The following is a 22,295-nucleotide window of genomic DNA, read 5'->3' as shown; positions in this document are numbered from 1 at the left end:
CATGACCTGGTAATGCGCGCCCCAAAAACTGGACGGCGTGGCCCTCGCCGTACAACCCAGGGCGCCGCTCGGGAATCTGATCGCCTGAGTCGACCGACTCCGATCACTTCTCCCTCCAAGGGAACGCACATGCGCATACGTGCCACCGTGGCCGCCGTCTCCGGCGCCCTGGCTCTGTCCGTCCTCGCCGTCCCGGCCGCGCACGCCACCGGGACCAGCGGCACGCCGTACACGATGGACGTGAGCTTCTCGAACCTCAAGATCGCATCGGCGATCAAGGTCGGCACCACCAACAAGGTCAGCACCACCTACAGCTACACGCTGACCCACGGCTCGGGCGTGAACGTCGCCGCGTCCGACTTCTACACCGACGCCTACCTCTACCGCGGCTCCTTCGACGCGCCGAGCAAGACGCTCGAAGGCGACGACTACGCCACCTGCAAGGCCGTCACGTCGACCACCGCGACCTGCACCGGCACCGTCGACATCTACCCCGGCGAGCACTCGCTGAAGAACACCGACTCCGGAAGCTGGTCGGTCGGCGCCGAGGCCGTCGCCTTCAACGGTCAGGACCCGGAGAACCCCGACATGAGCAAGGTCGGCTTCAGCGACCGCGGCAGCATGGCCACCACCCTGCTGCAGCGCTACTCCAAGCTGACCGCCAACGCGGGCCCGGAGCCGGTCGTCAAGGGCAAGACCATCACCACCACGGGCAAGCTGTCCCGTGCCAACTGGGAGGACGGCCTGTACCACGGCTACACCAGCCAGTCGGTCAAGCTGCAGTTCTACAAGGCGGGTACGACCACGTACACCACCGTCAAGACGGTCACCTCCGACTCGTCCGGCAACGTGAAGGCCACCGCCACCGCCCAGTACGACGGCTACTGGCGCCTCAGCTTCGCCGGCACCTCGACCACCCCGGCGGTCAACGCCACGGGTGACTACGTCGACGTGAAGTAGGCAGCGGGAAACCGCGCGAAGGGCCCTGGGAGCTGCTTCCAGGGCCCTTCGGGCATCTGGGCCCTGAGAGCTCGCTCCTTCCAGGGCCCTTCGGCCGTCTCGTCCTCGTGACGGTCGCGGTTCCGCGTCAGGCGGGAGACCGCGAGTCCAGCCGTTTCCAGGCGAGCTCGAGCAACGCCGAGGCCACCACCGCCACCCCCACCGCCGTCCACGGCATCGTGACGCCGACCAGCTTGAGCGCGAAGAAGCTCTGCAGGGCCGGCACCCCGAGGACGAGCAGGAACGCCACGCCCATCGCGGCCACCAGGGCCACCCGCCACCAGGTGTAGGGGCGGGCGATGATCGCCAGGACCCACATGGAGACCAGGAACAGGGTCAGGGTGGCCGCGCTGGTCTCCGCGTCCAGCTGGCCGGGCCCGGTGTAGTGGTGCCGGGCGATCAGATACGTCACGAAGGTCGCCACCCCGGCCACCACACCGCCCGGGATCGAGTACCGCATGACCCGGCGGACGAAGTGCGGTCTGGCCCGCTCCTTGTTCGGGGCCAGGGCCAGGAAGAAGGCAGGGATGCCGATGGTGAGGGTGGACAGCAGGGTCAGGTGCCGTGGCAGGAAGGGGTATTCGACCTGCCAGCACACCACCAGCACCGCCAGCAGCACCGAGTAGACCGTCTTCACCAGGAACAGGGTCGCCACGCGCGTGATGTTGCCGATCACCCGGCGGCCCTCGCCCACCACCGACGGCAGGCTCGCGAAGCTGTTGTCCAGCAGGACGATCTGGGCCACCGCGCGGGTCGCCTCCGAGCCCGAGCCCATGGCCACACCGATGTCGGCGTCCTTGAGCGCGAGGACGTCGTTCACGCCGTCGCCCGTCATCGCGACCGTGTGCCCGTTCGACTGCAGTGCGCCGACCATCTCCCGCTTCTGCTGCGGGCTGACCCGCCCGAACACCGTCGCCTCGTCCAGCGCCCGCGCCATCCCGGCCCCGTCGGCCGGCAGACGCCGCGCGTCCACCGCCGCACCGGCGAGCCCCAGCTTGGTGGCGACCGCGCCGACCGACACCGCGTTGTCGCCCGAGATCACCTTCGCCCGGACCTGCTGGTCCGCGAAGTAGCGCAGCGTCTCGGAGGCGTCCGGCCGCAGCCGCTGCTCCAGGACGACGAGGGCGGTGGGACGGGCACCCCTGGCCGGTTCCGGATCGTCCAGGTCGCGGTGGGCGCGGGCCAGCAGCAGGACCCGCAGTCCCTCCTCGTTGAGGCGCTCGGTCTCGGCCAGGGCCGGGTCGCCGTCGGTGAGGAGGACGTCCGGGGCGCCCAGCAGCCAGGTGCTGGTCTCACCGTCGCCCTCGCTGAACGCCGCCCCGCTGTACTTGCGCGCGGAGGAGAAGGGGAGCGACTCGACGCAGCGCCAGTCCTCGCTGTCCGGGTAGGCGTCGATGATGGCCTGGAGCGAGGCGTTGGGGCGCGGGTCCGACTCGCCGAGGGCGCCGAGCACCCGGCGCACGTAGGACTCGTCGGCCCCGTCCAGCGGACACAGACCGGTGACGTCCATGCCGCCCTCGGTGAGCGTGCCGGTCTTGTCGAGGCAGACGGTGTCGACGCGGGCCAGCCCCTCGATGGCCGGCAGCTCCTGCACGAGGCACTGCTTGCGGCCCAGCCGGATGACCCCGATGGCGAAGGCCACGGAGGTGAGGAGGACCAGGCCCTCCGGGACCATCGGGATGATCCCGCCGACCGTGCGGGCCACCGCGTCCTTCAGCCCGTTGTTCTTCACCACCAGCTGGGTGACGACCAGGCCGATCGCGGCCGGGACCATCATCCAGGTGACGTACTTCAGGATCGTGGAGATGCCGGTGCGCAGCTCGGAGTGGACGAGGGTGAAGCGGGAGGCGTCCTCGGCGAGCTGGGCGGCATAGGCCTCCCGGCCGACCTTGGTGGCCTGGAAGGCGCCGCCGCCCGCGACCACGAAGCTGCCGGACATGACCGGGTCGCCCGGGCGTTTGACGACCGGATCGGCCTCGCCGGTGAGCAGCGACTCGTCGATCTCCAGGCCATCGGCCTCCGCGCACACCCCGTCGACGACGATCTTGTCGCCGGGGCCGATCTCGACGAGGTCGTCGAGGACGATCTCGCTGGTGGGCACCTCGGTCGCGGTGCCGTCCCGGCGGACCGTCGGCCGGGACTCCCCGATCACCGCCAGCGCGTCCAGGGTCTGCTTGGCGCGCCACTCCTGGACGATGCCGATGCCGGTGTTGGCGAGGATCACGAAGCCGAACAGGCTGTCCTGGATCGGCGCGACGAACAGCATGACGAGCCAGAGCACACCGATGATCGCGTTGAACCGGGTGAAGACGTTCGCACGGACGATCTCCCCCAGCGATCTGCTGCTGCGCACCGGAACGTCGTTGACCTGCCCGCGCGCCACCCGCTCCGCGACCTCGGCCCGGGTCAGCCCGGCGGACGGGGCCTTGGGCAGGGGCACGGGATGCACCGGATCCAGCTCGGCGCCCGCGTCGATGTGCGACATGTATCCGACGGTACGTGCGGATCTGCGGCTCCACCTGCCGAGAGCGGGGAACTCCGGGTCGGGTTCCGACCTGGGGAGGAGACGATGAGGAGCCGGGTCGTGCCCTGGTCGTACGGCTACTTCGCCGGGGCCGGCGGCGGCGCGGCGTCCCGCTTGATCGCCGCGTCGCGCTTGCGGACGTACCAGATGCCGATCAGTCCGAGCCCGCCCCCGGCCAGGCAGGTCCACACCCACCACTGCCGGTCCTGGTCCGCGAACCAGCCGTAGAAGGGCAGCTGGATCAGGAAGAGCACGAACCACACGATCGTGCCGCCGGTGATGGTGGCGACCACGGGGCCCTCCAGGGGTTCGGGCGCCTCGTGCGTGGGGGTCCACTTGGTCATGGGGGACAGCTTACGAGGCGATCGGGCCACGACCGGTTCTACGCGCGGAGATGGCGATCTGCGACTCATACGTTCATACTGAAACCGTTTGTCTCTGGCCACTTCTGCTCGTATGAAACTCCAACGAGGCTCGGGGGTACCCCGTTGGTGATGAGGTCCCGCATGTCCACCTCGGCACCTGCCAAGGCCCCCACCCCCGAACGGCCGGGCGGTGCGCGCGCCTTCGGCCCCTTCGACCGCTACTTCAAGATCTCCGAGCGGGGCAGCTCCCTCGCCCGCGAGATCCGCGGCGGCTTCGCCACCTTCTTTGCGATGGCGTACATCATCGTGCTGAACCCGATCATCCTCGGCAGCGCGAAGGACATGTACGGGCACCACCTGGACAACGGCCAGCTGGTGACGGCGACGGCGCTGACGGCCGCGTTCAGCACGCTGCTGATGGGCGTCATCGGCAATGTGCCGATCGCGCTCGCCGCCGGCCTCGGCGTCAACTCGGTCGTCGCGCTCCAGCTGGCGCCCCGGATGAGCTGGCCGGACGCCATGGGCATGGTCGTGCTGGCCGGCTTCGTGGTGATGCTGCTGGTCGCCACGGGGCTGCGCGAGCGCGTGATGAACGCCGTGCCGTTCGGCCTGCGCAAGGCGATCGCGATCGGTATCGGCCTGTTCATCATGCTGATCGGCCTGGTCGACTCGGGCTTCGTCACGCGCATGCCGGACGCCGCCCAGACCACCGTCCCGCTCCAGCTCGGCACGGGCGGCCACCTCACCGGCTGGCCGGTGCTGATCTTCATCCTGGGCGCGCTCCTCACCTTCGCGCTGATCGTCCGCAAGGTGCCGGGCGCGATCCTGATCTCCATCGTCGGCATGACCGTCCTCGCGGTGATCATCAATGCCGTCGCGACCATCCCGTCCTGGGGTCTCACCGTCCCGAAGTGGCCGGGCAACCCGGTGGCGACCCCCGACTTCGGCCTGGTCGGCCAGGTCAGCCTGTTCGGCGGTTTCTCCAAGGTCGGCGTGCTGACCGGCATCCTGTTCGTCTTCACGGTCCTGCTGTCGTGCTTCTTCGACGCGATGGGCACGATCATGGGCATCAGTGACGAGGCCAAGCTGACCGACGCCCAGGGCTACATGCCCGGCATCAACAAGGTCCTCTTCGTCGACGGCCTCGCGGTCGCGGCCGGCGGCGCCAGCTCCTCCTCGGCCACCACTGCGTTCGTGGAGTCCACCGCGGGCGTCGGCGAGGGTGCCCGCACGGGCCTGGCGAACGTCGTCACCGGCGGTCTCTTCGCGGTGGCGCTCTTCCTCACCCCGATCGCCACGATGGTCCCGTCCCAGGCGGCGACCCCGGCGCTGGTCGCGGTCGGCTTCCTGATCCTGTCGAACTCCGTCAAGGAGATCGACTGGGCGGACTACACCATCGCCGTCCCGGCCTTCGTGACGATGCTGATGATGCCGTTCACCTACTCGATCACCAACGGCATCGGCATGGGCTTCATCACCTTCACGGTGCTGCGCCTGGTCGCCGGACGGGCCCGGGAGATCCCGGTCGCGATGTACGCCGTCTCGGCGGTCTTCGCCTTCTACTACCTGATGCCGGCCCTGGGCCTGACCTGACCTGACCCGACCGGCCCGGCCCCCGACGCCCGCCCCCGACCGCCCGTCGGCCGGCGGGCGTCACGGGACGCCGTAGAACCTCTCCGTCTCCTCGACGGCGGTCTGGAACCGTTCGTCGAAGTCGTTCCGGACGAGCGTGCGGACCACGTAGTCCTGCACGCTCATTCCCCTTCTCGCCGCGTGGTGCCGGAGCCTTTCGAGCAGCTCCCCGTCTATCCGCAGGCTGAGCACGCTGGTCCCCATGGCTACGAGGGTCGCCACATCCGGCCACCCGGCGCGTCTCTTTCCGGATCCCACTCACTCTTACGGGTGATCAAAGGGTTCAGTGGCCAGGGTCACGGGCATCGCTCGTGCGCCCCGGTGGTCCTTAGTCAGGGTAATGAGTTACGCTAAGGAACATGCCGGACCTTACGCATGGCGACGACGCTGCCGCCGTGAACGCCCTCCGCTCCGCCGTGATGCGGCTGTCCCGTCGCCTCAAGCACCAGCGGGTCGACGAGTCACTGAGCCCCACCGAGATGTCGGTGCTGGGCACCCTGTTCCGCTGCGGTTCCGCCACCCCTGGTGAGCTGGCTCGCAAGGAGCACGTCCAGCCGCCGTCGATGACCCGCATCGTCGCGCTGCTCGAGGCCAAGGGGCTGGTCCGGCTGGAGCCGCACCCGGAGGACCGGCGCCAGAAGGTCGTCACCCAGACCGAGCAGGCCGAGGCCATGCTCGAGGAGAGCCGCCGCAAGCGCAACGCGTTCCTGGCCGGCCTCGTCGACGGACTCGACGAGGACGAGTGGGCCAAACTGCGCGCCGCCGCCCCCGTGCTGGAAAAACTCGCACACCTCTAAGCAAGCCACTCAAGGAGGCGAACCCTTTTGAGTACGGGATCCGGAGCAGCTTCCGCCCCCGCACCGTCCACCGCTACCCCCGCCGCCCGCAGATCCTCGATGTTCAGCTCCCTGAGGATCCGGAACTACCGGCTCTTCTTCCTCGGCCAGGTCGTCTCGAACACCGGCACCTGGATGCAGCGCATCGCCCAGGACTGGCTGGTCCTCGGTCTCACCGGCTCCTCGGCGGCCGTCGGCATCACGACGGCCCTGCAGTTCCTGCCGATGCTCCTGTTCGGCCTCTACGGCGGCGTCCTCGTGGACCGTCTGCCCAAGCGGCCCACGCTGCTGAGCACCCAGGCGGCGATGGCCCTCACCGGTCTCGCGCTCGCCTTCCTGACCCTCTCCGGCCACGTCCAGGTCTGGCACGTCTACGTCGCCGCCTTCGCCGTCGGCCTCGCCACGGTGATCGACAACCCGGCCCGGCAGTCCTTCGTGTCCGAGATGGTCGGCCCCGAGCAGTTGCAGAACGCGGTCAGCCTGAACTCGGCGAACTTCCAGTCCGCCCGTCTGGTCGGCCCCGCCGTCGCCGGAGTCATGATCACCGGAGTGGGCACCGGCTGGGCGTTCCTCGCCAACGGCCTGTCCTTCGCCGCGCCCATGGCGGGTCTGCTGCTGATGCGCGCCCGTGAACTGCACGCGGTCAAGCGGGCGCCGCGCGGCAAGGGCCAGCTGCGCGAGGGCCTGAACTACGTGGCCAGGCGGCCGGAGCTGATCTGGCCCATCGTCCTCGTCGGCTTCATCGGCACCTTCGGCTTCAACTTCCCGGTGTGGCTCTCGGCCTACGCGGACGACGTCTTCGACGTCGGCGCCGGCGGCTACAGCCTCCTCAACACCCTGATGGCGGTCGGCTCACTGGTCGGCGCCCTGCTGGCCGCCCGGCGCGGTACGGCCCGGCTGCGGGTCCTGATCGCCGCCGCGCTGGCCTTCGGCGCGCTGGAGATCGTCGCCGCGGTGGCACCGTCGTACTGGCTGTTCGCGCTGCTCATGGTCCCGATCGGGATCTTCGGCCTCACGGTGAACGTCACCGCGAACACGGCGGTGCAGATGGCCACCGACCCTGCCATGCGCGGCCGGGTGATGGCCCTGTTCATGATGGTGTTCATGGGCGGTACGCCGCTGGGCGCGCCGGTGGTCGGCTGGGTCACCGACACCTACGGCCCCCGGGTCGGCTTCGTCCTCGGCGGCATCGTCTCCGCCGCGGCCGCGGCGACGGTCGGCCTGGTCCTCGCCCGCATCGGTGATCTGCGCCTGGCCGTGGGCTGGCACCGCGGCCACCCGCAGGTGCGCTTCGTCCCGCGCGAGCGGGAGCGGCTGGCGACGGCGGCCTGAGCGAGGGGAGGCGGAGGACCGCCTGTGCCGTGGCCCCGTGCGGATGGTGATCGCCGGGCGCCCCGTCATGCCCAGGCCGGTCTGCGAAGGTGAAGGCATGAGACTCTTCGCCGCCGTGCTGCCCCCTGAGGACGTCACCGGTCAACTGGCCGCCGAAGTGGCCCGGTTGAGGCGGCTTCCCGGGGCCGACGGCCTGCGCTGGACGGGCCGCCCCGGCTGGCACTTCACGCTCGCCTTCTACGGCGAGGTCGCCGACGATCTCCTCCCCGCCCTGTCCGACCGGCTGTCCCGCGCGGCCCACCGCACGGCCCCGTTCGAGCTGGCCCTGTCCGGCGGCGGCCAGTTCGGCCACGGCAAGGCACTGTGGGCGGGCGCCCGCGGCGACCTGGAGACCCTGCGCCTGCTGGCCGACCGCGCCGAGGCGGCGGCCCGCAAGGCCGGGGTGCCGATGGGCGAGCACCGCCGCTACAAGGCCCATCTGACCCTGGCCCGCAGCCGGGACGTGATCGACGTCCGGCCCTACGTCGACCTGCTCGGCGACTTCACCGGCCGGACCTGGGACGTGACCGACCTGGCGCTGGTGCGCAGCAACCTGCCGGTGTCCGGCGTGCCCGGCGAGCAGCCCCGGTACGAGGCGGTCGCCCGCTGGGCTCTGGGCGGGGCCGGTTAGTCTCGGATACGTGGACCCGAAAACCCGGAACCGGATCATGGCCGGTGCGCTTGTGTTGATGTTCGTCGTGGTGGCCCTGGCTTCGGCGCTTCGTTAGGGGCGGCGGGGAGCCGCGGCCGCCGTCCGGCCGCGGGCGGCCGGTCGCGCAGTTCCCCGCGCCCCTCGAGGACGCGGTCCTCGCCGGAGCCGGCTGGGTTTGGCCGCTACCAGGCGAAGGCCTCCGGGGAGGGGCCCGGGCCCGGGAAGATCTCGTCGAGGCCGGACAGCAGCTCCTGGCCCAGTTCCAGCTCAACGGCCCGCAGCGCCGACTCCAGCTGTCCGGTGGTGCGCGGACCCACGATCGGGCCGGTCACGCCGGGCCGGGTCAGCAGCCACGCCAGGGCGGCCTCGCCGGGCTCCAGGCCGTGTTTGCCGAGCAGGTCCTCGTAGGACTGGATCCGGGCCCGGGTGGCCGGGTCGGCGAGCGCGTCGGCGGCCCGCCCGGAGGCACGTCGGCCGCCCTCCACCTGCTTCTTGATCACACCGCCGAGCACGCCTCCGTGCAGCGGCGACCACGGGATGACCCCCAGGCCGTACTCCTGCGCGGCCGGGACGACCTCCATCTCGGCACGCCGCTCGGCGAGGTTGTACAGGCACTGCTCGCTGACGAGGCCGATGGTGCCGCAGCGGCGGGCCGCGATCTCGTTGGCCTGCGCGATCTTGTAGCCGGGGAAGTTGGAGGATCCGGCGTACAGGATCTTCCCCTGCTGCACGAGGACGTCGATCGCCTGCCAGATCTCCTCGAAGGGGGTGCTGCGGTCGACGTGGTGGAACTGGTAGAGGTCGATGTGGTCGGTCCGCAGCCGCTTCAGGCTGGCGTCCACCGCCCGCCGGATGTTCAGCGCGGAGAGCTTGTCGTGGTTCGGCCAGGCCGCGCCCTCGGCGCCCATGTTGCCGTAGACCTTGGTGGCGAGGACGACCTTCTCGCGCCGGTCGCCGCCCTTGGCGAACCAGTTCCCGATGATGGACTCGGTGCGTCCCTTGTCCTCGCCCCATCCGTAGACGTTGGCGGTGTCGAAGAAGTTGATGCCCGCGTCCAGCGCCGCGTCCATGATCGCGTGGCTGTCGGGTTCGTCCGTCTGCGGCCCGAAGTTCATCGTCCCGAGGACGAGTCGGCTGACCTTGAGGCCCGTGCGTCCAAGCTGCGTGTACTCCATGGTCCTCAAGCCAACGGCTTAAAGTGCGCTCAAGGCAAGGACGACCGTCGGGGGTGACGCCGAACGGGCCCCGGACGGGCATCCGCTCGATGGACGGGGTGGCCCGAAGACGCCGGATTCAGGTCGGTTCGTTTCCGGTCGCGTACGCCTGTCCGACTCCCCACGCCTCCCACATCGCCCCCGCGAACGCCTCCGCGATCAGGTGCTCCCCGCGCGCGTTGGGATGTGTGCCGTCGTAGGTGTCGGTGTGGATGTCGTACGACTCCGGCGGCGAGGCCAGCAGGATCGGTGAGCGGGGCTCGTCGAGGTCGGCCGCCGTCTTGGCGAGCAGGACGTTGAAGTGCTCCACCTGGGCGGAGAACGCCGGGTCGGAGGCGGCCCGGATGTTGGGTATCACCGGCAGCAGCACCAGGCGGATACGCGGCCGGGCCGCTCGGGCGGCCTCGACGAAGGCCCGCACGTTCTCCGTGGTCTGCTCGGCGTTCGTGTAGAAGCCCAGGTCGATCAGGCCCAGCGAGACGAGCAGGACGTCGGGGCGGTGGGCGCGGATCGCTTCGCCGATCAGGGGGGCCATGTGCAGCCAGCCCTCGCCCCAGCCCGCCAGGTGAGCGCGCGGGAAGTCGGGGTCGGCGTAGGCCAGGGACACCGGGGCGTCGGCCGCCTTGTCGTACAGCTCCTCGCGCGGGCCGACGAAGGTGAACGGGCCGCCGTACGTCTCGCACAGGTGCCGCCACAGCCGGTGACGCCAGGTGTGTTCGCCCGCGCTCCCGATCGTCATGGAGTCACCTACGGGCATGAACCTGAGCATCCGCTCATGATGGACGATCTCCCGCACCCTTGGGGTGTGAGGCCCACCACGTTCGGTGAACACCCGGTGGAGATGGCAGGCTTGGGGCATGCGCCGACCGTTCGCCGTTCTCGCCGGGTTGCTGCTCGCCGGCGCCTGCGCGCTGCCCGCCTCCGCCGCCGAGGGTGACGGCGACCAGGGGTTCACCATCAAGGATCCGCGGATCACCGAGTCCAGCGGGCTCGCCGCGTCCCGCCTGCACCCCGGGATCTACTGGACGCACAACGACAGCGACGACGGGCCGTACCTCTACGCCGTCGACAGCCGGACCGGGAACACCGTCGCCCGGCTCACCCTGCGCGGCATCGGCTCCCCGCGCGACGTCGAGGCCGTCTCGATCGGGCCGCACGACGAGATCTACGTCGGCGACATCGGTGACAACCTCGGCGGCAAGTGGCCGTACGTGTGGATCTACCGGCTGCCCGAGCCGAAGGTGCTGAAGGACGAGACGGTCACGGCCACGCAGTACGTCGTGAAGTACGAGAACGGGCCGCGCGACGCCGAGTCGCTGCTCGTCCACCCGAAGACCGGCCGCGTGTACATCGTCGACAAGAAGGAGGACGGCGGTCACCTCTACGAGGGCCCGGCCTCCCTGTCCACGTCCGGCGCCAACGTCTTCAAGCCGATCGCCCCGGTCGACCTCTGGGCCACGGACGCCGCGTTCTCCCCGGACGGCCGGCACCTCGCCGTGCGCGGCTACCTCGGCGGCATCTCGTACGACTGGAACGGCGGCCGGATCCGGCGCAAGGGCACCCTGGGCGTGCCGTTGCAGGGACAGGGGGAGTCGGTGTCGTACTCCGCCGACGGCACGAAGCTGATGTACGGCAGCGAGGGGGCGCACAGCGCGGTGCAGGCGGAGGACGCGCCGGACCGGCCCGCCGGCGGGTCGCCCTCGGCGAGCGGGAGTTCCGGTTCGGGCGACGGCGCCTCCGGCGGCTCAGGCGTCAAGATCGGCGCGGCCGTCCTCGCCGTCGGCGCCCTCACCCTCTTCGGCCTGAGCCGACGCCGCCGCCGGGGCGTCAAGGTCTGAGGACGTACGGCCGTACCACGTCGTCCTCGGTCTGCCAGGAAGGCTGTACGGCGTCGGACGGGAGCCGCCGGCCACCCTCGTCGCGCGGCACGGGCAGGTAGCGGCCGGCCTCCCGGGAGCGCTTGAACCACCGGCGCCAGCGGGCCTCGTAGGGACTCGGAAGCCGCCACACGTACGGGTCCGGTGTCCGTACCTCCCGCGCGAGGTCCGTCTCCCTCACCTGGGGGCGGGACGCGAAGACGCGGGCGACCGCGTCAGTGATCGGCCGGAACACGAACCCTCCCCCTCTCCGCGAGCGCGAACCGGGCCCACACGCACTTCGTGTACGGCTCCTGCCGGCATCCCCAGGAGTCGGCCAACGCCGCCACGAGCGCCAGTCCGCGGCCGCCCTCCTCGTCCGGACCGGAGTCGTGCGGACGGGGGAGCCGGTTCCGGTCCGGGTCGCGCACCTCCAGGACCAGCTCCGGTCCGTGCCGGGTGACCGTGACCCCGACCTGGGCGTGGGAGACCCGGCAGTGGGTCACGGCGTTGGTGACCAGCTCGTTCGCCAAGAGGGTCACGGTGTCGGCGAGTTCGTAGGCGAGGCCCCAGTCCGCGAGGACCTTGCGTAAGCGCTGCCGGGCGGCCGGCACGTGCCTTCGGTGCTTGGGGATGCGGAAGGTTTCGGTTGTGGGCATGGAGCTGAACCTACGAATACATGCAGAGCTGCGATGAATACATGCGGGCGTTTCACTCGATCGTGTTATGTCCCATCTGCTGGGCGAGTTGGTGTGCCATCGTGGCCGGCGGAGAGGGGAGGTCCCATGCCCGCAGGGGGACGGCCGACCGTACGCAGCAGGCGACTTGGCACGGCGCTCAGGCAGTACCGGCTGGCCGCCAAACTCGACCAGCCGCAGGCCGCCGAAGTGATCGCGACAAGTCAGGCCAGGATCAGCCGTATTGAAAGCGGCCATGCCACGCCTCGCGTCATCGAGGTACGGCTGCTGCTGGACGCTTACGGCATCGGGGATCAGGAAGTACGGTTCAAGCTGGAGGAGCTGGCCAAACACTCCAAGAACCGCGGCTGGTGGCTGGAGCACGCCACACACCTGCGGCCGGACTACGTCGACCACATCGCGCTGGAGGACGACGCGACCTACATCCGTGAGTGGCAGCCGGTCATGGTGCCCGGTCTCTTGCAGACTCCGGCCTACGCGGCGGCGGTCGTCGCCGGTGGCCCCCACTACATCGAGCCGGAGCGGGCCGCTCAGTTGGTGAAGGTGCGGGTGGGGCGGCAGGCCAAGATCGAGGACGGCGGAGCGTCGTACACGGCCATCCTCTGGGAAGCGGTCGTCGCGCAGCCGCTGGTCAATGTGGAGATCCACCGGGAGCAGTTGTCCGCGATCCTGGAGATCGGGATGCGGAAGAACGTCACTGTGCAGGTACTGCCGTTCAGTGCCAGCGTTCTGGCCGGTTACTCATCCGCCTTCTACTCCTTCAGCTTCGACGAGGAACCGACGGTCGAAGCGGTCGCGATGGACAACCTGCGAGGCACGTCGGTTCTCGAAGGCGCCGAAGACCTCGCCGCTTACGCCAATGCGTTCGACCTACTACGATCGGCGGCGTTGGCGCCGGACGCGAGCGCGAAGCTCATCCGGGGCATACTGCGGAGCTTGAAGGAAGACACATCGTGACCGAGGTCGTAAGCCCCTTCCGGAAGTCGTCGTACTCGGGGCAGGAGAACGCGTGCGTCGAGGTCGCCGACACCGCCGACCACGGCCGAGCCGTCCGCGACAGCAAGCAGCCCGCCGGCCCCCTCCTCACCGTCTCGCGTGAGACCTGGCTGGCGTTCCTGGGCCAGTTCGGCTGAGGCGGCGCACGTGACAGGGCGCCCGGCGGGTCACCGCCGAGCGCCCTTCACCATGGGGAGCCGCCGGTCAGGAGCCCGAGAAGGTGCGCCCGAACATGGGGTCGTCGCCCGACTTGCCGATGCCCACGGTCGTGGCGGCGAAGCTCACCGCACCGGTGGTCGTGATGCCCTTGGTGGAGCCGCGCAGCACCCACACGGCACCGTCGTCGCTGTTCTCGCCGGCCGCGCCCACCGACAGCTCGGCGCGCCCGTCCCTGTCGTGGTCGGCGAGGTGGACGGCGTCGCCGAACATGTCCGACGACTCGTTGGCGCCCGGGACGCCGGGGGCGTTCTGGTGGAAGGACTGGGCGCCGCTTCCCGTCAGGCCGGAGGCGCCGCCGCGCAGCACCCAGACGTTGCCGGTGTGCTGCGCGGAGCCGACGGACTCGAAGTGGGCGCCGACGGCGAGGTCCGGGTAGCCGTCACCGTCGACGTCGCCGGCGGCGAGGGCGGCACCGAAGGAGTCGTCGGACTCGTCCACTCCCGGCACTCCTGCCGTGTCCTGGCTGAAGACGGCGTTGCGGGCGGGGTCGACGCCCGCCGTACCGCCGTAGAAGACGGTGGCGTAACCGCCCTTCGCCGTCTGGTCCGTGACGGAGACGAAGTCGGTCCCGACGACCAGGTCGTCGTGCCCGTCGCGGTCGAAGTCCGCCACGGCGAGTGCGCCCGCACCCCCCGTGCCCACCTCGGTCCGGAACACGGGCTTGGCCGGGGCACCCCGGTAGACGAGGTTGCCCGCGTAGGAGGAGACCACCAGGTCGTCGATCCGGTCGCCGTCGAAGTCGCCGGAGGCCAGCCGGACGGCGCCGTCGGGGTACGCCCCGGGCTCGATCCGCGTGTCGAGACGCAGCTTCCCGGCGGCGCCGCGGGACCTGGTGAAACCGCCCTTGAAGAGCCACACGTCCTTGCCGGTGGAACCGACCGCCAGGTCGGTCTTCCCGTCGCCGGTGAAGTCCCCGACGGCGAGTGACTGGCCGAACAGGTCGTGGCCGGACGGATTCGGGTCGGCGACCGTCGTGCCGCCCGACAGACCGGACCTGCCGCCCCACAGGATGGTGACCGAACCGCCGTCGGCATCGCCGCCGACGTCCTCCTTCGGTGTGCCGACGACGAGGTCGGCGTAGCCGTCGTCGTCGAGGTCGCCGTGCGCGAGTTCGGTACCGAAGCGGTCGGAGGTCTCCGAGGTGCCCGGGACACCGGAGGAATCCTGGGTGGTGGTCTTGTGACGGGCGGCGGCGATGCCGCTCGCCGAGCCGTAGTGGACCACGACGGCGCCCGCCTTGGCCCTGCCGCCCGCGACGGCACCCGGGGCACCGACCGCCAGATCGCGGTAGCCGTCACCGTTGAAGTCGTCGGCGAGACGCGACGGGGCGGCACTCGCGCCGCCGGGCACGGCGATGAGCAGACCACCGGCCAGGGCGGCCACGACGGCGGTGGCGCCCAGGGCGACGGAACGCCGGGGGCGTTGGGGATGGGGCCGGGACACGGGTACCTCTCCAGGACGGACGTACGGACCAGGAGAAGACCCCCGAGGACTCCGGAAGGTTGTACGCGAAGGGGGCGCCCGGCAGGATGTCGCCGGGCGCCCCCTTCGTCGTCCGTAACGGCTACAGCTTCTCGATGACGTAGTCGACGCACTTCGTCAGCGCCTCGACGTCCGCCGGGTCGATCGCCGGGAACATCGCGACGCGCAGCTGGTTGCGGCCGAGCTTGCGGTACGGCTCGGTGTCCACGACACCGTTCGCGCGCAGCACCTTGGCGACGGCGGCCGCGTCGATCTCGTCGGAGAAGTCGATCGTGCCGATGACCTGCGAGCGCTTGGCCGGGTCGGTGACGAACGGGGTGGCGTACTTCGACTCCTCCGCCCAGCTGTACAGGCGGGTCGAGGAGTCCTTCGTACGGGCCGTGGACCAGGCGAGGCCGCCCTGGCCGTTGAGCCAGTCCAACTGCTCGCCCAGCAGGAAGAGGGTGGCGAGGGCCGGGGTGTTGTACGTCTGGTTCTTGCGGGAGTTGTCGATCGCCGTGGGGAGCGAGAAGAACTCCGGGACGTGCCGGCCGGAGGCGTGGATCCGCTCGGCGCGCTCGATCGCGGCCGGGGAGAAGACGCCGATCCACAGGCCGCCGTCGGAGGCGAAGGACTTCTGCGGGGCGAAGTAGTAGACGTCGGTCTCGGCGACGTCGACCGGGAGGCCGCCCGCGCCGGAGGTGGCGTCCACCAGGACGAGCGCGCCCTCGTCGGCGCCGGCCACCCGCCGGATCGGCATGGCGACACCGGTGGAGGTCTCGTTGTGGGTGAAGCCGTAGACGTCGACACCCGACTCGGCGCGGGCCTCGGGGTGGGTGCCCGGGTCGGCGGAGACGACGGTCGGCTCGGCCAGCCAGGGAGCGAGCTTGGCGGCCTTGGCGAACTTGGAGGAGAACTCGCCGAAGGTGAGGTGCTGGGACTTGTTCTCGATCAGGCCGTGGGTGGCGATGTCCCAGAAGGCGGTGGAGCCGCCGTTGCCGAGGATCACCTCATAGCCCTCGGGCAGGGAGAACAGCTCGGAGACGCCCTCGCGGACCTTGCCCACCAGGTTCTTCACGGGCGCCTGACGGTGGGAGGTACCCAGGAGAGACGTACCGGTGGCGGCGAGGGCGTCCAGCGCCTCGGTCCGCACCTTGGAGGGGCCAGCGCCGAACCGTCCGTCGGCGGGCTTGATGTCTGCGGGGATCTGGATGTCGGCCACGGAAGGAGGTTAACCGGTGGGGGAAACCCGAGTGGAGCGGTGTCCGTCCGATGAGACGAGCGCGCCGAGCCGTGGACTTGTGATGTCGTACGACGATGAGGGCGGAGCTGTGGAGAAGTCTCGGTGACCGTCCGTGGCCGGATGCATCCTGGACGTATGACAGATCTCGCGGAGGAACTGCGCAGGGCCGTCCGGGGCGAGGTCCGGTTCGACGTCACCGCCCGGGCGCTGGTCACCATGGACGCGTCCAACTACCGGCGGGTCCCGGCGGGAGTGGTCGCCCCCAGGGACGCCGAGGACGTGGCCGCCGTGCTGGAGGTGTGCCGGGCGCGCGGGGTGCCGGTCGTGGCGCGCGGCGGTGGCACATCGATCGCCGGGCAGGCGACGGGCACCGGCGTGGTGCTGGACTTCACCCGGCACATGAGCGGCCTGCTGGAGCTGGATCCGGGCACGCGCACGGCCGTCGTGCAGCCCGGCCTCGTCCTCGACCGGCTCCAGGCCGCCGCCGCCCCGCACGGTCTGCGGTTCGGCCCGGACCCGTCGACACACAGCCGCTGCACGCTCGGCGGGATGATCGGCAACAACTCGTGCGGCTCGCACTCGGTCGCCTGGGGCACGACCGCTGACAGCGTGCGGGAGCTGTCCGTGATCACCGCGCGCGGCCGGCGGCTGCGGCTGGGGCGGGACTGGGCGGGGGCGCCGGAGGGTCTGCGGGACCTGGTGGAAGGCGACCTGGCCCGCCTGCGCACCGGCTTCCCCGACCTGCCCCGCCGCATCTCCGGGTATGCGCTGGACGCCCTGCTGCCCGAGCGGGGTGCGGACGTCGCCCGCTCCTTCTGCGGCTCGGAGGGCACACTCGGCATCCTGACCGAGGCGGCCGTCCGCCTGGTGGAGGCCCCGGCCGCGCGCGCCCTCGCGGTGCTGGCGTACGCGGACGAGAGCGCCGCCGCCGAGGCCGCCGCGGGTCTGCTGCCGCACCGCCCGCTGACGGTCGAGGGCATGGCGGCCGACCTGGTGCGGACACCGGCCGGGCTGCCGCGGGGCGGTGCCTGGCTGTTCGTGGAGACGGGCGGGGAGTCGGCGGCCGAGGCACGGGCGCGTGCGGAGGCGGTCGTGCGCGCGGCGGACGTGGTGGACTCCCTGGTGGTGACGGACGCGGCGGCCCAGCGGATCCTCTGGCGGATCCGGGAGGACGCGAGCGGCACGGCGACCCGCATGCCGGACGGCAGCGAGGCCTGGCCGGGCTGGGAGGACTGCGCGGTGCCGCCCGCCCGGCTCGGCGCCTATCTGCGTGATTTCCGTTCGCTGCTGTCGGCGCACGGGCTGCGCGGCACGCCCTACGGCCACTTCGGCGACGGCTGCATCCACGTCCGCATCGACTTCGACCTGCTCACCGAGGCCGGCGTCGGCCGCTTCCGCCGCTTCTCCGAGGACCTCGCCGACCTGGTGGTGGAGCACGGCGGCTCGCTGTCCGGGGAGCACGGCGACGGGCAGGCCCGCGCGGAGCTGCTGCCCCGGATGTACGGCGCGGAGACGGTGGCCCTCTTCGAGCGTGCCAAGGCGGTCTGGGACCCCGACGACCTGCTCAACCCCGGCATGCTGGTCCGCCCGGCGCCCCTCGACGCGAACCTCCGTTTCGCCGTCCTGCCCCGCCGCCCGGTCGACGTGGCCTTCGGCTACCCGGCCGACGGCGGCGACTTCGGCGCGGCCGTCCGCCGCTGCGTGGGCGTCGCCAAGTGCCGTACGGCGACGGCGGCCGGCCCCGCCGTGATGTGCCCCTCCTACCGGGCGACCGGCGAGGAGGAGCACTCCACGCGGGGCCGGGCCCGGCTGCTGCACGAGATGCTCGCGGGCGAGCTGGTCACCGACGGCTGGCGGTCCACGGAGGTCCGGGACGCCCTCGACCTCTGCCTGTCCTGCAAGGGCTGCCGTTCGGACTGCCCGGTCGGTGTGGACATGGCCACGTACAAGGCGGAGTTCCTGCACCACCACTACGCCGGCCGGCGCCGCCCCGCCGCCCACCGCAGCATGGGCCGGCTTCCGGAGTGGCTGCGCCTGGCCGCCCGCACGCGTACGGCCCCGCTGCTCAACGCGCTCGCCTCGGTGCGGCCGTTGGCGTACGCGGCCAAACGCCTGGGCGGCATCGCACCGGAGCGGCAGCTGCCCCACCTTGCGGCACAGCCGTTCACGGCCTGGTGGCGCGCGACAAGTCCCGACCGCGGCCCCGCGCCCCTCCCGCGGGACCGCCCCGAGGACGCCACCCCGAACAGGCCCGAGGACGCCACCCCGAACAGGCCCGAGGACGTCACCCTGGACCGGTCCGAGGACGTCACCCTGGACCGGTCCGAGGACGTCACCCTGGACCGGTCCGAGGACGTCACCCTGGACCGGCCCGAGGACGTCACCCTGGACCGGCCCGAGGACGTCACCCTGGACCGGCCCGAGGACGTCACCCTGGACCGGTCCGAGGACGTCACCCTGGACCGGTCCGAGGACGTCACCCTGGACCGGTCCGAGGACGTCACCCGGGACCGGCCCGAGGACGTCACCCGGGACCGGTCCGCGGATCCGGCGCAGGACCGCCCCGCAGGTCCCGCGCAGGAGCGCCCCGAGGCCGCTGTTCCGGAGCGGCCCGACGGCTCCGTGTCGAGTCGCCCGGGGGACGCCGTGCCGGGTTCCTCCGGGGACCTGGTCGTCCTGTGGCCCGACACCTTCACCGAGTATCTGGCGCCCGCCGTCGGCCGGGCCGCGGTCCGGGTGCTGGAGGACGCCGGGCTGCGGGTGGCCCTTCCGCCGACGCTGATCCCGCGCGGCGGGGCGATCGGGGACGGCAGGACGGGCGCGGCGACCGCGCTGCTCTTCGCCCGCCGGGCCCGGGTCTGCTGCGGCCTGACCTACGTCTCCACCGGACAGCTGGACCGCGCCCGTGCCGTACTGCGCCGCACGCTGGACCTGATGGAGCCGGTGCTGCGGGCCGGGGTCCCGGTGGTCGTCCTGGAGCCGAGCTGTGCCGCGGCCCTGCGCAGCGACCTGCCCGAGCTGCTGCCCGGCGACCGCCGGGCGGCCCGGCTCGCCTCGGCGGTCCTCACCTTCGCCGAGGTCCTGGAGCGGTTCGCCCCGGACTGGGATCCGCCCGCCCTGGACCGCACGGTCGCCGGCCAGACCCACTGCCATCAGCACGCGGTGCTCGGCGACGCCGCCGACCGCCGGTTGCGCGAGTCCGCTGGGCTCACCGGCGAGCTGAGCGGAGGCTGCTGCGGCCTCGCCGGCAACTTCGGTTTCGAGAAGGGCCACTTCGAGGTGTCGCGGACCTGCGCGGAGGAGCGGCTGCTGCCGTCGGTGAGGCAGGCACCGCCGGGCACGGTGGTCCTCGCGGACGGTTTCTCCTGCCGGACGCAGCTGGAGCAGCTGGCGGGGGTGAGAGGACGGCATCTGGCGGAGGTGCTGGCGCAGGCGCTGGACGCGGCACGGGAGGCCGCGGAGCCGACACGGGAGGGCGACGGACACGGAGGTGCCGGCGGCGTGGGGACCGGAGGACGGGCGGGGGTGATTCGTAGGGTGAGATGACCCGCGACTTCCGGGGGTGACCGTCGAGCTTCGAGGAGCCACGCGCATGAGCCTCACCGTCCGCCCGATCAGCCGCGCCGAGCATCTCGCCTTCGTGGCCGGGCTCGCCTCTGCCAGCCATCTGCAGATGCCGTCCTGGGGTGATGTGAAGGCCGACTGGCAGGCGGAGAGCCTCGGCTGGTTCGAGGCGGACGGCCGGCTCACCGGGGTGGGGCTGGTGCTGTTGCGGCCGCTGCCCGGACTGAAGCGGTACCTGGCCTATCTGCCGGAGGGGCCGGTCATCGACTGGGCCGCGCCCGGTCTGGAGGACCGGCTGGAGCCGATGCTGGCCCATCTGAGGAGCCGGGGCGCCTTCTCGGTGAAGATGGGACCGCCCGTGGTGGCGCGCAGATGGAGCCCCGACGCGGTCAAGGCGGCGATCGCCGACCCCGAGGCGCGCCGGCTGGGTGAGGTGGCGCCGACGTCGTACGAGCAGGGGGCCCTCGACCTCGCCGACCGGCTGCGCCGGATGGGCTGGCGGCGGAGCGAGCCCGGCCGGGAGGACGGCTTCGCCGCGGGACAGCCCCGGTACGTGTGCCAGGTGCCGCTCGCCGGACGGTCGCTGGAGGACGTCCGGCGCGGGCTCAACCAGCAGTGGCGCCGTAACGTGAAGAAGGCCGAGAAGGCGGGCGTGAAGATCGTCCGGGGAGGCTACGAGGACCTGCCGGTCTTCTACGGTCTCTATGCGGAGACCGCCGAGCGGGACCGGTTCGTCCCGCGCCCGCTGCCGTACTTCCAGCGGATGTGGACCGCCCTCACCACCGAGCACCCCGACCGGATGCGGCTGTACCTCGCCCACCACGACGGGGAGGCGCTCGCCGCGGCCACGATGCTGACCGTCGGCGGCCACGTCTGGTACTCCTACGGCGCCTCCACCGCCCGCAGGCGCGAGGTGCAGCCCAGCACCGCGATGCAGTGGCGCATGATGTGCGACGCCCATGAACTGGGCGCCCACGTCTACGACTTCCGGGGCATCACCGACACCCTGGAGGAGTCCGACCACCTGCTCGGTCTGCTCCGCTTCAAGGTGGGCGCGGGCGGGGAGGCCGCGGAGTACGTGGGGGAGTGGGACTTCCCGCTGAACCGGCTGCTGCACAAGGCGCTCGGCCTCTACATGGGCCGCCGCTGAACCGACCCGGCGAGGGGCGTTCCCGCCATCCGAACGCCACACATCTCAGCATCCAGGACAGTGACGTAAAAGGTTTACGCTCCTGACGGAGTCTACTACCCTGGACTGAGCAGTACAGCGAGCTGAACACGACCTGATCCCCGAGCCAGCCCCAGGACCGCCCCGTGAGCACCCCCAGCGCCACCGCGCCCTCGACCCAAGCCGCACCCGCGTCCCCGGGTGGCGCCCCGCGCCGCCTGCGTGCGCTCGGCCCGGTCGGGCTGGTGCTGGCGGGCGGTGTCTCGGTGCAGTTCGGCGGGGCCCTCGCGGTGACGCTGATGCCCCGGGCCGGCGCGGCCGGTGTCGTGACCCTGCGGCTGCTCGCGGCGGCCGTGGTCCTCCTGCTCGTCTGCCGCCCCAGGCTGCGCGGGCACTCGCGCGCCGACTGGGGCACGGTGATCGTGTTCGGTGTCTCCATGGGCGCGATGAACGGCCTCTTCTACGAGGCGGTCGCCCGCATCCCGCTGGGACTCGCGGTCACCCTGGAGGTCCTCGGCCCGCTGGCCCTGTCCGTCCTGGCCTCCCGCCGCGCGATCAACGCGCTCTGGGCGGGTCTCGCGCTCGCGGGCGTCTTCCTGCTCGGCGGCGGGGGCTTCACCGACATCGACCCCGCCGGTGTCGCCTTCGCCCTGGGGGCCGGCGCCATGTGGGCGGCGTACATCGTCTTCAGCGCGCGCACGGGCCGCCGCTTCCCGCAGGCGGACGGTCTGGCGCTGGCCATGGCGGTCGCGGCCGTGCTGTTTCTGCCCATCGGCATAGCCTCGGCGGGCACCCGCCTGCTCGACCCCACGACCATCGCCCTCGGCTCGGCGGTGGCCCTGCTCTCCTCGGTGCTGCCCTACACCCTCGAGCTGCTGGCCCTGCGCCGGCTGCCCGCCTCCACCTTCGCCATCCTGATGAGCCTGGAGCCGGCCATCGCGGCGACGGCCGGCTTCCTGATCCTCGACCAGTCCCTGTCGGCCGCGCAGGCCGCCGCGATCGCCCTGGTCATCGCGGCGAGCGTCGGCGCGGTGCGAACCCAGGTGGGCCGCTCCAAGACACCGCTCCGGGCCCCTGAGGCCTAGTCCCGGCCACCGGAGTCGGGTCCCGGAGGCCTAGACCGGGCACCGGTCGCCTCCCCCCACCGGAGTCGCTGGGCCGCCCAACTCCGTCAGTGCGGTCGGCGCAGTCCCGCGACGAGGAGCCCGGCCAGCCGGCGCGCGTGCGCGCTCACCCAGGACGAGCAGGCCGAGCGCGCCTACGCCCGGTTCCGGGAGCAGCCGAGCGATCTGGCCAGGAGCGTCAGCCTGACCAACCTGCACGACCGTAACGAGGTGCTCTTCCACCGGCTGGTCGGCGACCACCTGGAAGAGATGCCGCCCATCGTCCACACCCCGACCGCGGGCACGGCCATCGAGCGCCGCCGGTGCACGGTGCCGCCGATGTGCCCGCCGATCGACGGGGTGTGACTCACCCGGGGAACTCGCGGCGCATCAA

General features: G+C 71.6%; 21 protein-coding genes. 12 read left to right on the top strand and 9 right to left on the bottom strand.

The window, feature by feature from the left end; translation table 11 throughout:
• Window positions 1-129 precede the first annotated feature (129 nt).
• Complete coding sequence (locus tag ACGFT2_RS10930) at window positions 130-960, top strand: hypothetical protein (RefSeq protein WP_393275850.1); 831 nt, start codon at window positions 130-132, stop codon at window positions 958-960.
• 127 nt (window positions 961-1,087) lie between these two features.
• Here ACGFT2_RS10930 and ACGFT2_RS10925 read toward each other — a convergent pair whose 3' ends face one another.
• On the bottom strand, window positions 1,088-3,484 hold the full coding sequence (locus ACGFT2_RS10925) for an HAD-IC family P-type ATPase (protein ID WP_393275848.1): 2,397 nt from the start codon (window positions 3,482-3,484) through the stop codon (window positions 1,088-1,090).
• A gap of 116 nt (window positions 3,485-3,600) precedes the next feature.
• Window positions 3,601-3,867, bottom strand: coding sequence for a DUF2530 domain-containing protein (locus ACGFT2_RS10920; protein ID WP_393275845.1), 267 nt, complete (start codon window positions 3,865-3,867; stop codon window positions 3,601-3,603).
• A gap of 162 nt (window positions 3,868-4,029) precedes the next feature.
• On the opposite strand from ACGFT2_RS10920, the gene ACGFT2_RS10915 reads away from it, so the two are divergent.
• Window positions 4,030-5,481, top strand: coding sequence for an NCS2 family permease (locus tag ACGFT2_RS10915; protein WP_393275842.1), 1,452 nt, complete (start codon window positions 4,030-4,032; stop codon window positions 5,479-5,481).
• Window positions 5,482-5,541: 60 nt separating this feature from the next.
• Here the strand turns inward: ACGFT2_RS10915 and ACGFT2_RS10910 are convergent, their stop codons facing one another.
• Window positions 5,542-5,724: a ribbon-helix-helix protein, CopG family gene (locus tag ACGFT2_RS10910; protein WP_393275839.1), complete on the bottom strand. Its 183-nt coding sequence runs from the start codon at window positions 5,722-5,724 to the stop codon at window positions 5,542-5,544.
• Between the two features lie 155 nt (window positions 5,725-5,879).
• Here ACGFT2_RS10910 and ACGFT2_RS10905 point away from each other — a divergent pair, with 155 nt between their 5' ends.
• From ACGFT2_RS10905 to thpR, 3 genes are all read left to right on the top strand, one after another.
• Window positions 5,880-6,317: a MarR family winged helix-turn-helix transcriptional regulator gene (locus ACGFT2_RS10905; protein WP_393275836.1), complete on the top strand. Its 438-nt coding sequence runs from the start codon at window positions 5,880-5,882 to the stop codon at window positions 6,315-6,317.
• Between the two features lie 99 nt (window positions 6,318-6,416).
• Window positions 6,417-7,688, top strand: a complete 1,272-nt coding sequence (locus ACGFT2_RS10900) for an MFS transporter (RefSeq protein ID WP_393275833.1) — start codon at window positions 6,417-6,419, stop codon at window positions 7,686-7,688.
• A gap of 97 nt (window positions 7,689-7,785) precedes the next feature.
• The gene (thpR, locus tag ACGFT2_RS10895; RefSeq protein WP_393275830.1) at window positions 7,786-8,358 is read left to right on the top strand and encodes an RNA 2',3'-cyclic phosphodiesterase; all 573 of its coding nucleotides are present in this window, start codon (window positions 7,786-7,788) and stop codon (window positions 8,356-8,358) included.
• Between the two features lie 203 nt (window positions 8,359-8,561).
• Here thpR and ACGFT2_RS10890 read toward each other — a convergent pair whose 3' ends face one another.
• A complete protein-coding gene (locus tag ACGFT2_RS10890) occupies window positions 8,562-9,554 on the bottom strand; it encodes an aldo/keto reductase (protein ID WP_393275827.1) in 993 nt (330 codons plus the stop codon).
• Between the two features lie 118 nt (window positions 9,555-9,672).
• Window positions 9,673-10,362: a GDSL-type esterase/lipase family protein gene (locus tag ACGFT2_RS10885; protein ID WP_393275824.1), complete on the bottom strand. Its 690-nt coding sequence runs from the start codon at window positions 10,360-10,362 to the stop codon at window positions 9,673-9,675.
• Between the two features lie 88 nt (window positions 10,363-10,450).
• On the opposite strand from ACGFT2_RS10885, the gene ACGFT2_RS10880 reads away from it, so the two are divergent.
• Window positions 10,451-11,431: a WD40 repeat domain-containing protein gene (locus ACGFT2_RS10880; protein ID WP_393275822.1), complete on the top strand. Its 981-nt coding sequence runs from the start codon at window positions 10,451-10,453 to the stop codon at window positions 11,429-11,431.
• Here ACGFT2_RS10880 and ACGFT2_RS10875 read toward each other — a convergent pair.
• Window positions 11,421-11,705, bottom strand: coding sequence for a hypothetical protein (locus ACGFT2_RS10875; protein ID WP_393275820.1), 285 nt, complete (start codon window positions 11,703-11,705; stop codon window positions 11,421-11,423). The two genes, ACGFT2_RS10880 and ACGFT2_RS10875, sit on opposite strands and share 11 nt — an antisense overlap.
• Entirely contained in the window at window positions 11,686-12,108 is a 423-nt protein-coding gene (locus ACGFT2_RS10870; RefSeq protein ID WP_393275817.1) for an ATP-binding protein, read from the bottom strand. The genes ACGFT2_RS10875 and ACGFT2_RS10870 overlap by 20 nt, the downstream gene beginning before the upstream one ends.
• A gap of 126 nt (window positions 12,109-12,234) precedes the next feature.
• Between ACGFT2_RS10870 and ACGFT2_RS10865 the strand changes: the two genes are divergently transcribed.
• Window positions 12,235-13,104, top strand: a complete 870-nt coding sequence (locus tag ACGFT2_RS10865; RefSeq protein ID WP_393275814.1) for a Scr1 family TA system antitoxin-like transcriptional regulator — start codon at window positions 12,235-12,237, stop codon at window positions 13,102-13,104.
• Window positions 13,101-13,280: a DUF397 domain-containing protein gene (locus tag ACGFT2_RS10860; RefSeq protein WP_393275811.1), complete on the top strand. Its 180-nt coding sequence runs from the start codon at window positions 13,101-13,103 to the stop codon at window positions 13,278-13,280. Before ACGFT2_RS10865 ends, ACGFT2_RS10860 begins: the two co-directional genes overlap by 4 nt.
• A gap of 67 nt (window positions 13,281-13,347) precedes the next feature.
• On the opposite strand, the gene ACGFT2_RS10855 is transcribed toward ACGFT2_RS10860, so the two are convergent.
• Window positions 13,348-14,805: an FG-GAP-like repeat-containing protein gene (locus ACGFT2_RS10855; RefSeq protein WP_393275808.1), complete on the bottom strand. Its 1,458-nt coding sequence runs from the start codon at window positions 14,803-14,805 to the stop codon at window positions 13,348-13,350.
• A gap of 121 nt (window positions 14,806-14,926) precedes the next feature.
• Entirely contained in the window at window positions 14,927-16,045 is a 1,119-nt protein-coding gene (serC, locus tag ACGFT2_RS10850; protein ID WP_393275805.1) for a phosphoserine transaminase, read from the bottom strand.
• Window positions 16,046-16,201: 156 nt separating this feature from the next.
• On the opposite strand from serC, the gene ACGFT2_RS10845 reads away from it, so the two are divergent.
• The 4 genes from ACGFT2_RS10845 (at window position 16,202) to ACGFT2_RS10830 (ending at window position 22,267) form a co-directional block, all read left to right on the top strand.
• On the top strand, window positions 16,202-19,612 hold the full coding sequence (locus ACGFT2_RS10845) for an FAD-linked oxidase C-terminal domain-containing protein (protein WP_393275802.1): 3,411 nt from the start codon (window positions 16,202-16,204) through the stop codon (window positions 19,610-19,612).
• A 46-nt stretch (window positions 19,613-19,658) separates the two neighbouring features.
• Window positions 19,659-20,780 carry a lipid II:glycine glycyltransferase FemX gene (locus ACGFT2_RS10840; protein ID WP_393275799.1) on the top strand — a complete coding sequence of 374 codons (1,122 nt, stop codon included), beginning with the start codon at window positions 19,659-19,661 and terminating at the stop codon, window positions 20,778-20,780.
• 164 nt (window positions 20,781-20,944) lie between these two features.
• On the top strand, window positions 20,945-21,883 hold the full coding sequence (locus tag ACGFT2_RS10835; protein WP_393275796.1) for a DMT family transporter: 939 nt from the start codon (window positions 20,945-20,947) through the stop codon (window positions 21,881-21,883).
• A 249-nt stretch (window positions 21,884-22,132) separates the two neighbouring features.
• Entirely contained in the window at window positions 22,133-22,267 is a 135-nt protein-coding gene (locus tag ACGFT2_RS10830) for a hypothetical protein (protein ID WP_393275793.1), read from the top strand.
• Window positions 22,268-22,295 lie beyond the last annotated feature (28 nt).

Source organism: Streptomyces sp. NPDC048514 (assembly GCF_043199955.1).
Classification (GTDB): Bacteria; Actinomycetota; Actinomycetes; order Streptomycetales; family Streptomycetaceae; genus Streptomyces.
Note: the sequence above shows the minus strand (reverse complement) of the source record. Positions and strands in the feature narration are given on the sequence as shown.

Excerpts from the sequence above, each read along its gene's own strand:
- ACGFT2_RS10930 (WP_393275850.1), top strand. The coding sequence starts at position 130 with ATGCGCATACGTGCCACCGTGGCCGCCGTCTCCGGCGCCCTGGCTCTG.
- ACGFT2_RS10925 (WP_393275848.1), bottom strand. The coding sequence starts at position 3,484 with ATGTCGCACATCGACGCGGGCGCCGAGCTGGATCCGGTGCATCCCGTG.
- ACGFT2_RS10920 (WP_393275845.1), bottom strand. The coding sequence starts at position 3,867 with ATGACCAAGTGGACCCCCACGCACGAGGCGCCCGAACCCCTGGAGGGC.
- ACGFT2_RS10915 (WP_393275842.1), top strand. The coding sequence starts at position 4,030 with ATGTCCACCTCGGCACCTGCCAAGGCCCCCACCCCCGAACGGCCGGGC.
- ACGFT2_RS10910 (WP_393275839.1), bottom strand. The coding sequence starts at position 5,724 with ATGGGGACCAGCGTGCTCAGCCTGCGGATAGACGGGGAGCTGCTCGAA.
- ACGFT2_RS10905 (WP_393275836.1), top strand. The coding sequence starts at position 5,880 with ATGCCGGACCTTACGCATGGCGACGACGCTGCCGCCGTGAACGCCCTC.
- ACGFT2_RS10900 (WP_393275833.1), top strand. The coding sequence starts at position 6,417 with ATGTTCAGCTCCCTGAGGATCCGGAACTACCGGCTCTTCTTCCTCGGC.
- thpR (WP_393275830.1), top strand. The coding sequence starts at position 7,786 with ATGAGACTCTTCGCCGCCGTGCTGCCCCCTGAGGACGTCACCGGTCAA.
- ACGFT2_RS10890 (WP_393275827.1), bottom strand. The coding sequence starts at position 9,554 with ATGGAGTACACGCAGCTTGGACGCACGGGCCTCAAGGTCAGCCGACTC.
- ACGFT2_RS10885 (WP_393275824.1), bottom strand. The coding sequence starts at position 10,362 with ATGCTCAGGTTCATGCCCGTAGGTGACTCCATGACGATCGGGAGCGCG.
- ACGFT2_RS10880 (WP_393275822.1), top strand. The coding sequence starts at position 10,451 with ATGCGCCGACCGTTCGCCGTTCTCGCCGGGTTGCTGCTCGCCGGCGCC.
- ACGFT2_RS10870 (WP_393275817.1), bottom strand. The coding sequence starts at position 12,108 with ATGCCCACAACCGAAACCTTCCGCATCCCCAAGCACCGAAGGCACGTG.
- ACGFT2_RS10865 (WP_393275814.1), top strand. The coding sequence starts at position 12,235 with ATGCCCGCAGGGGGACGGCCGACCGTACGCAGCAGGCGACTTGGCACG.
- ACGFT2_RS10845 (WP_393275802.1), top strand. The coding sequence starts at position 16,202 with ATGACAGATCTCGCGGAGGAACTGCGCAGGGCCGTCCGGGGCGAGGTC.
- ACGFT2_RS10840 (WP_393275799.1), top strand. The coding sequence starts at position 19,659 with ATGAGCCTCACCGTCCGCCCGATCAGCCGCGCCGAGCATCTCGCCTTC.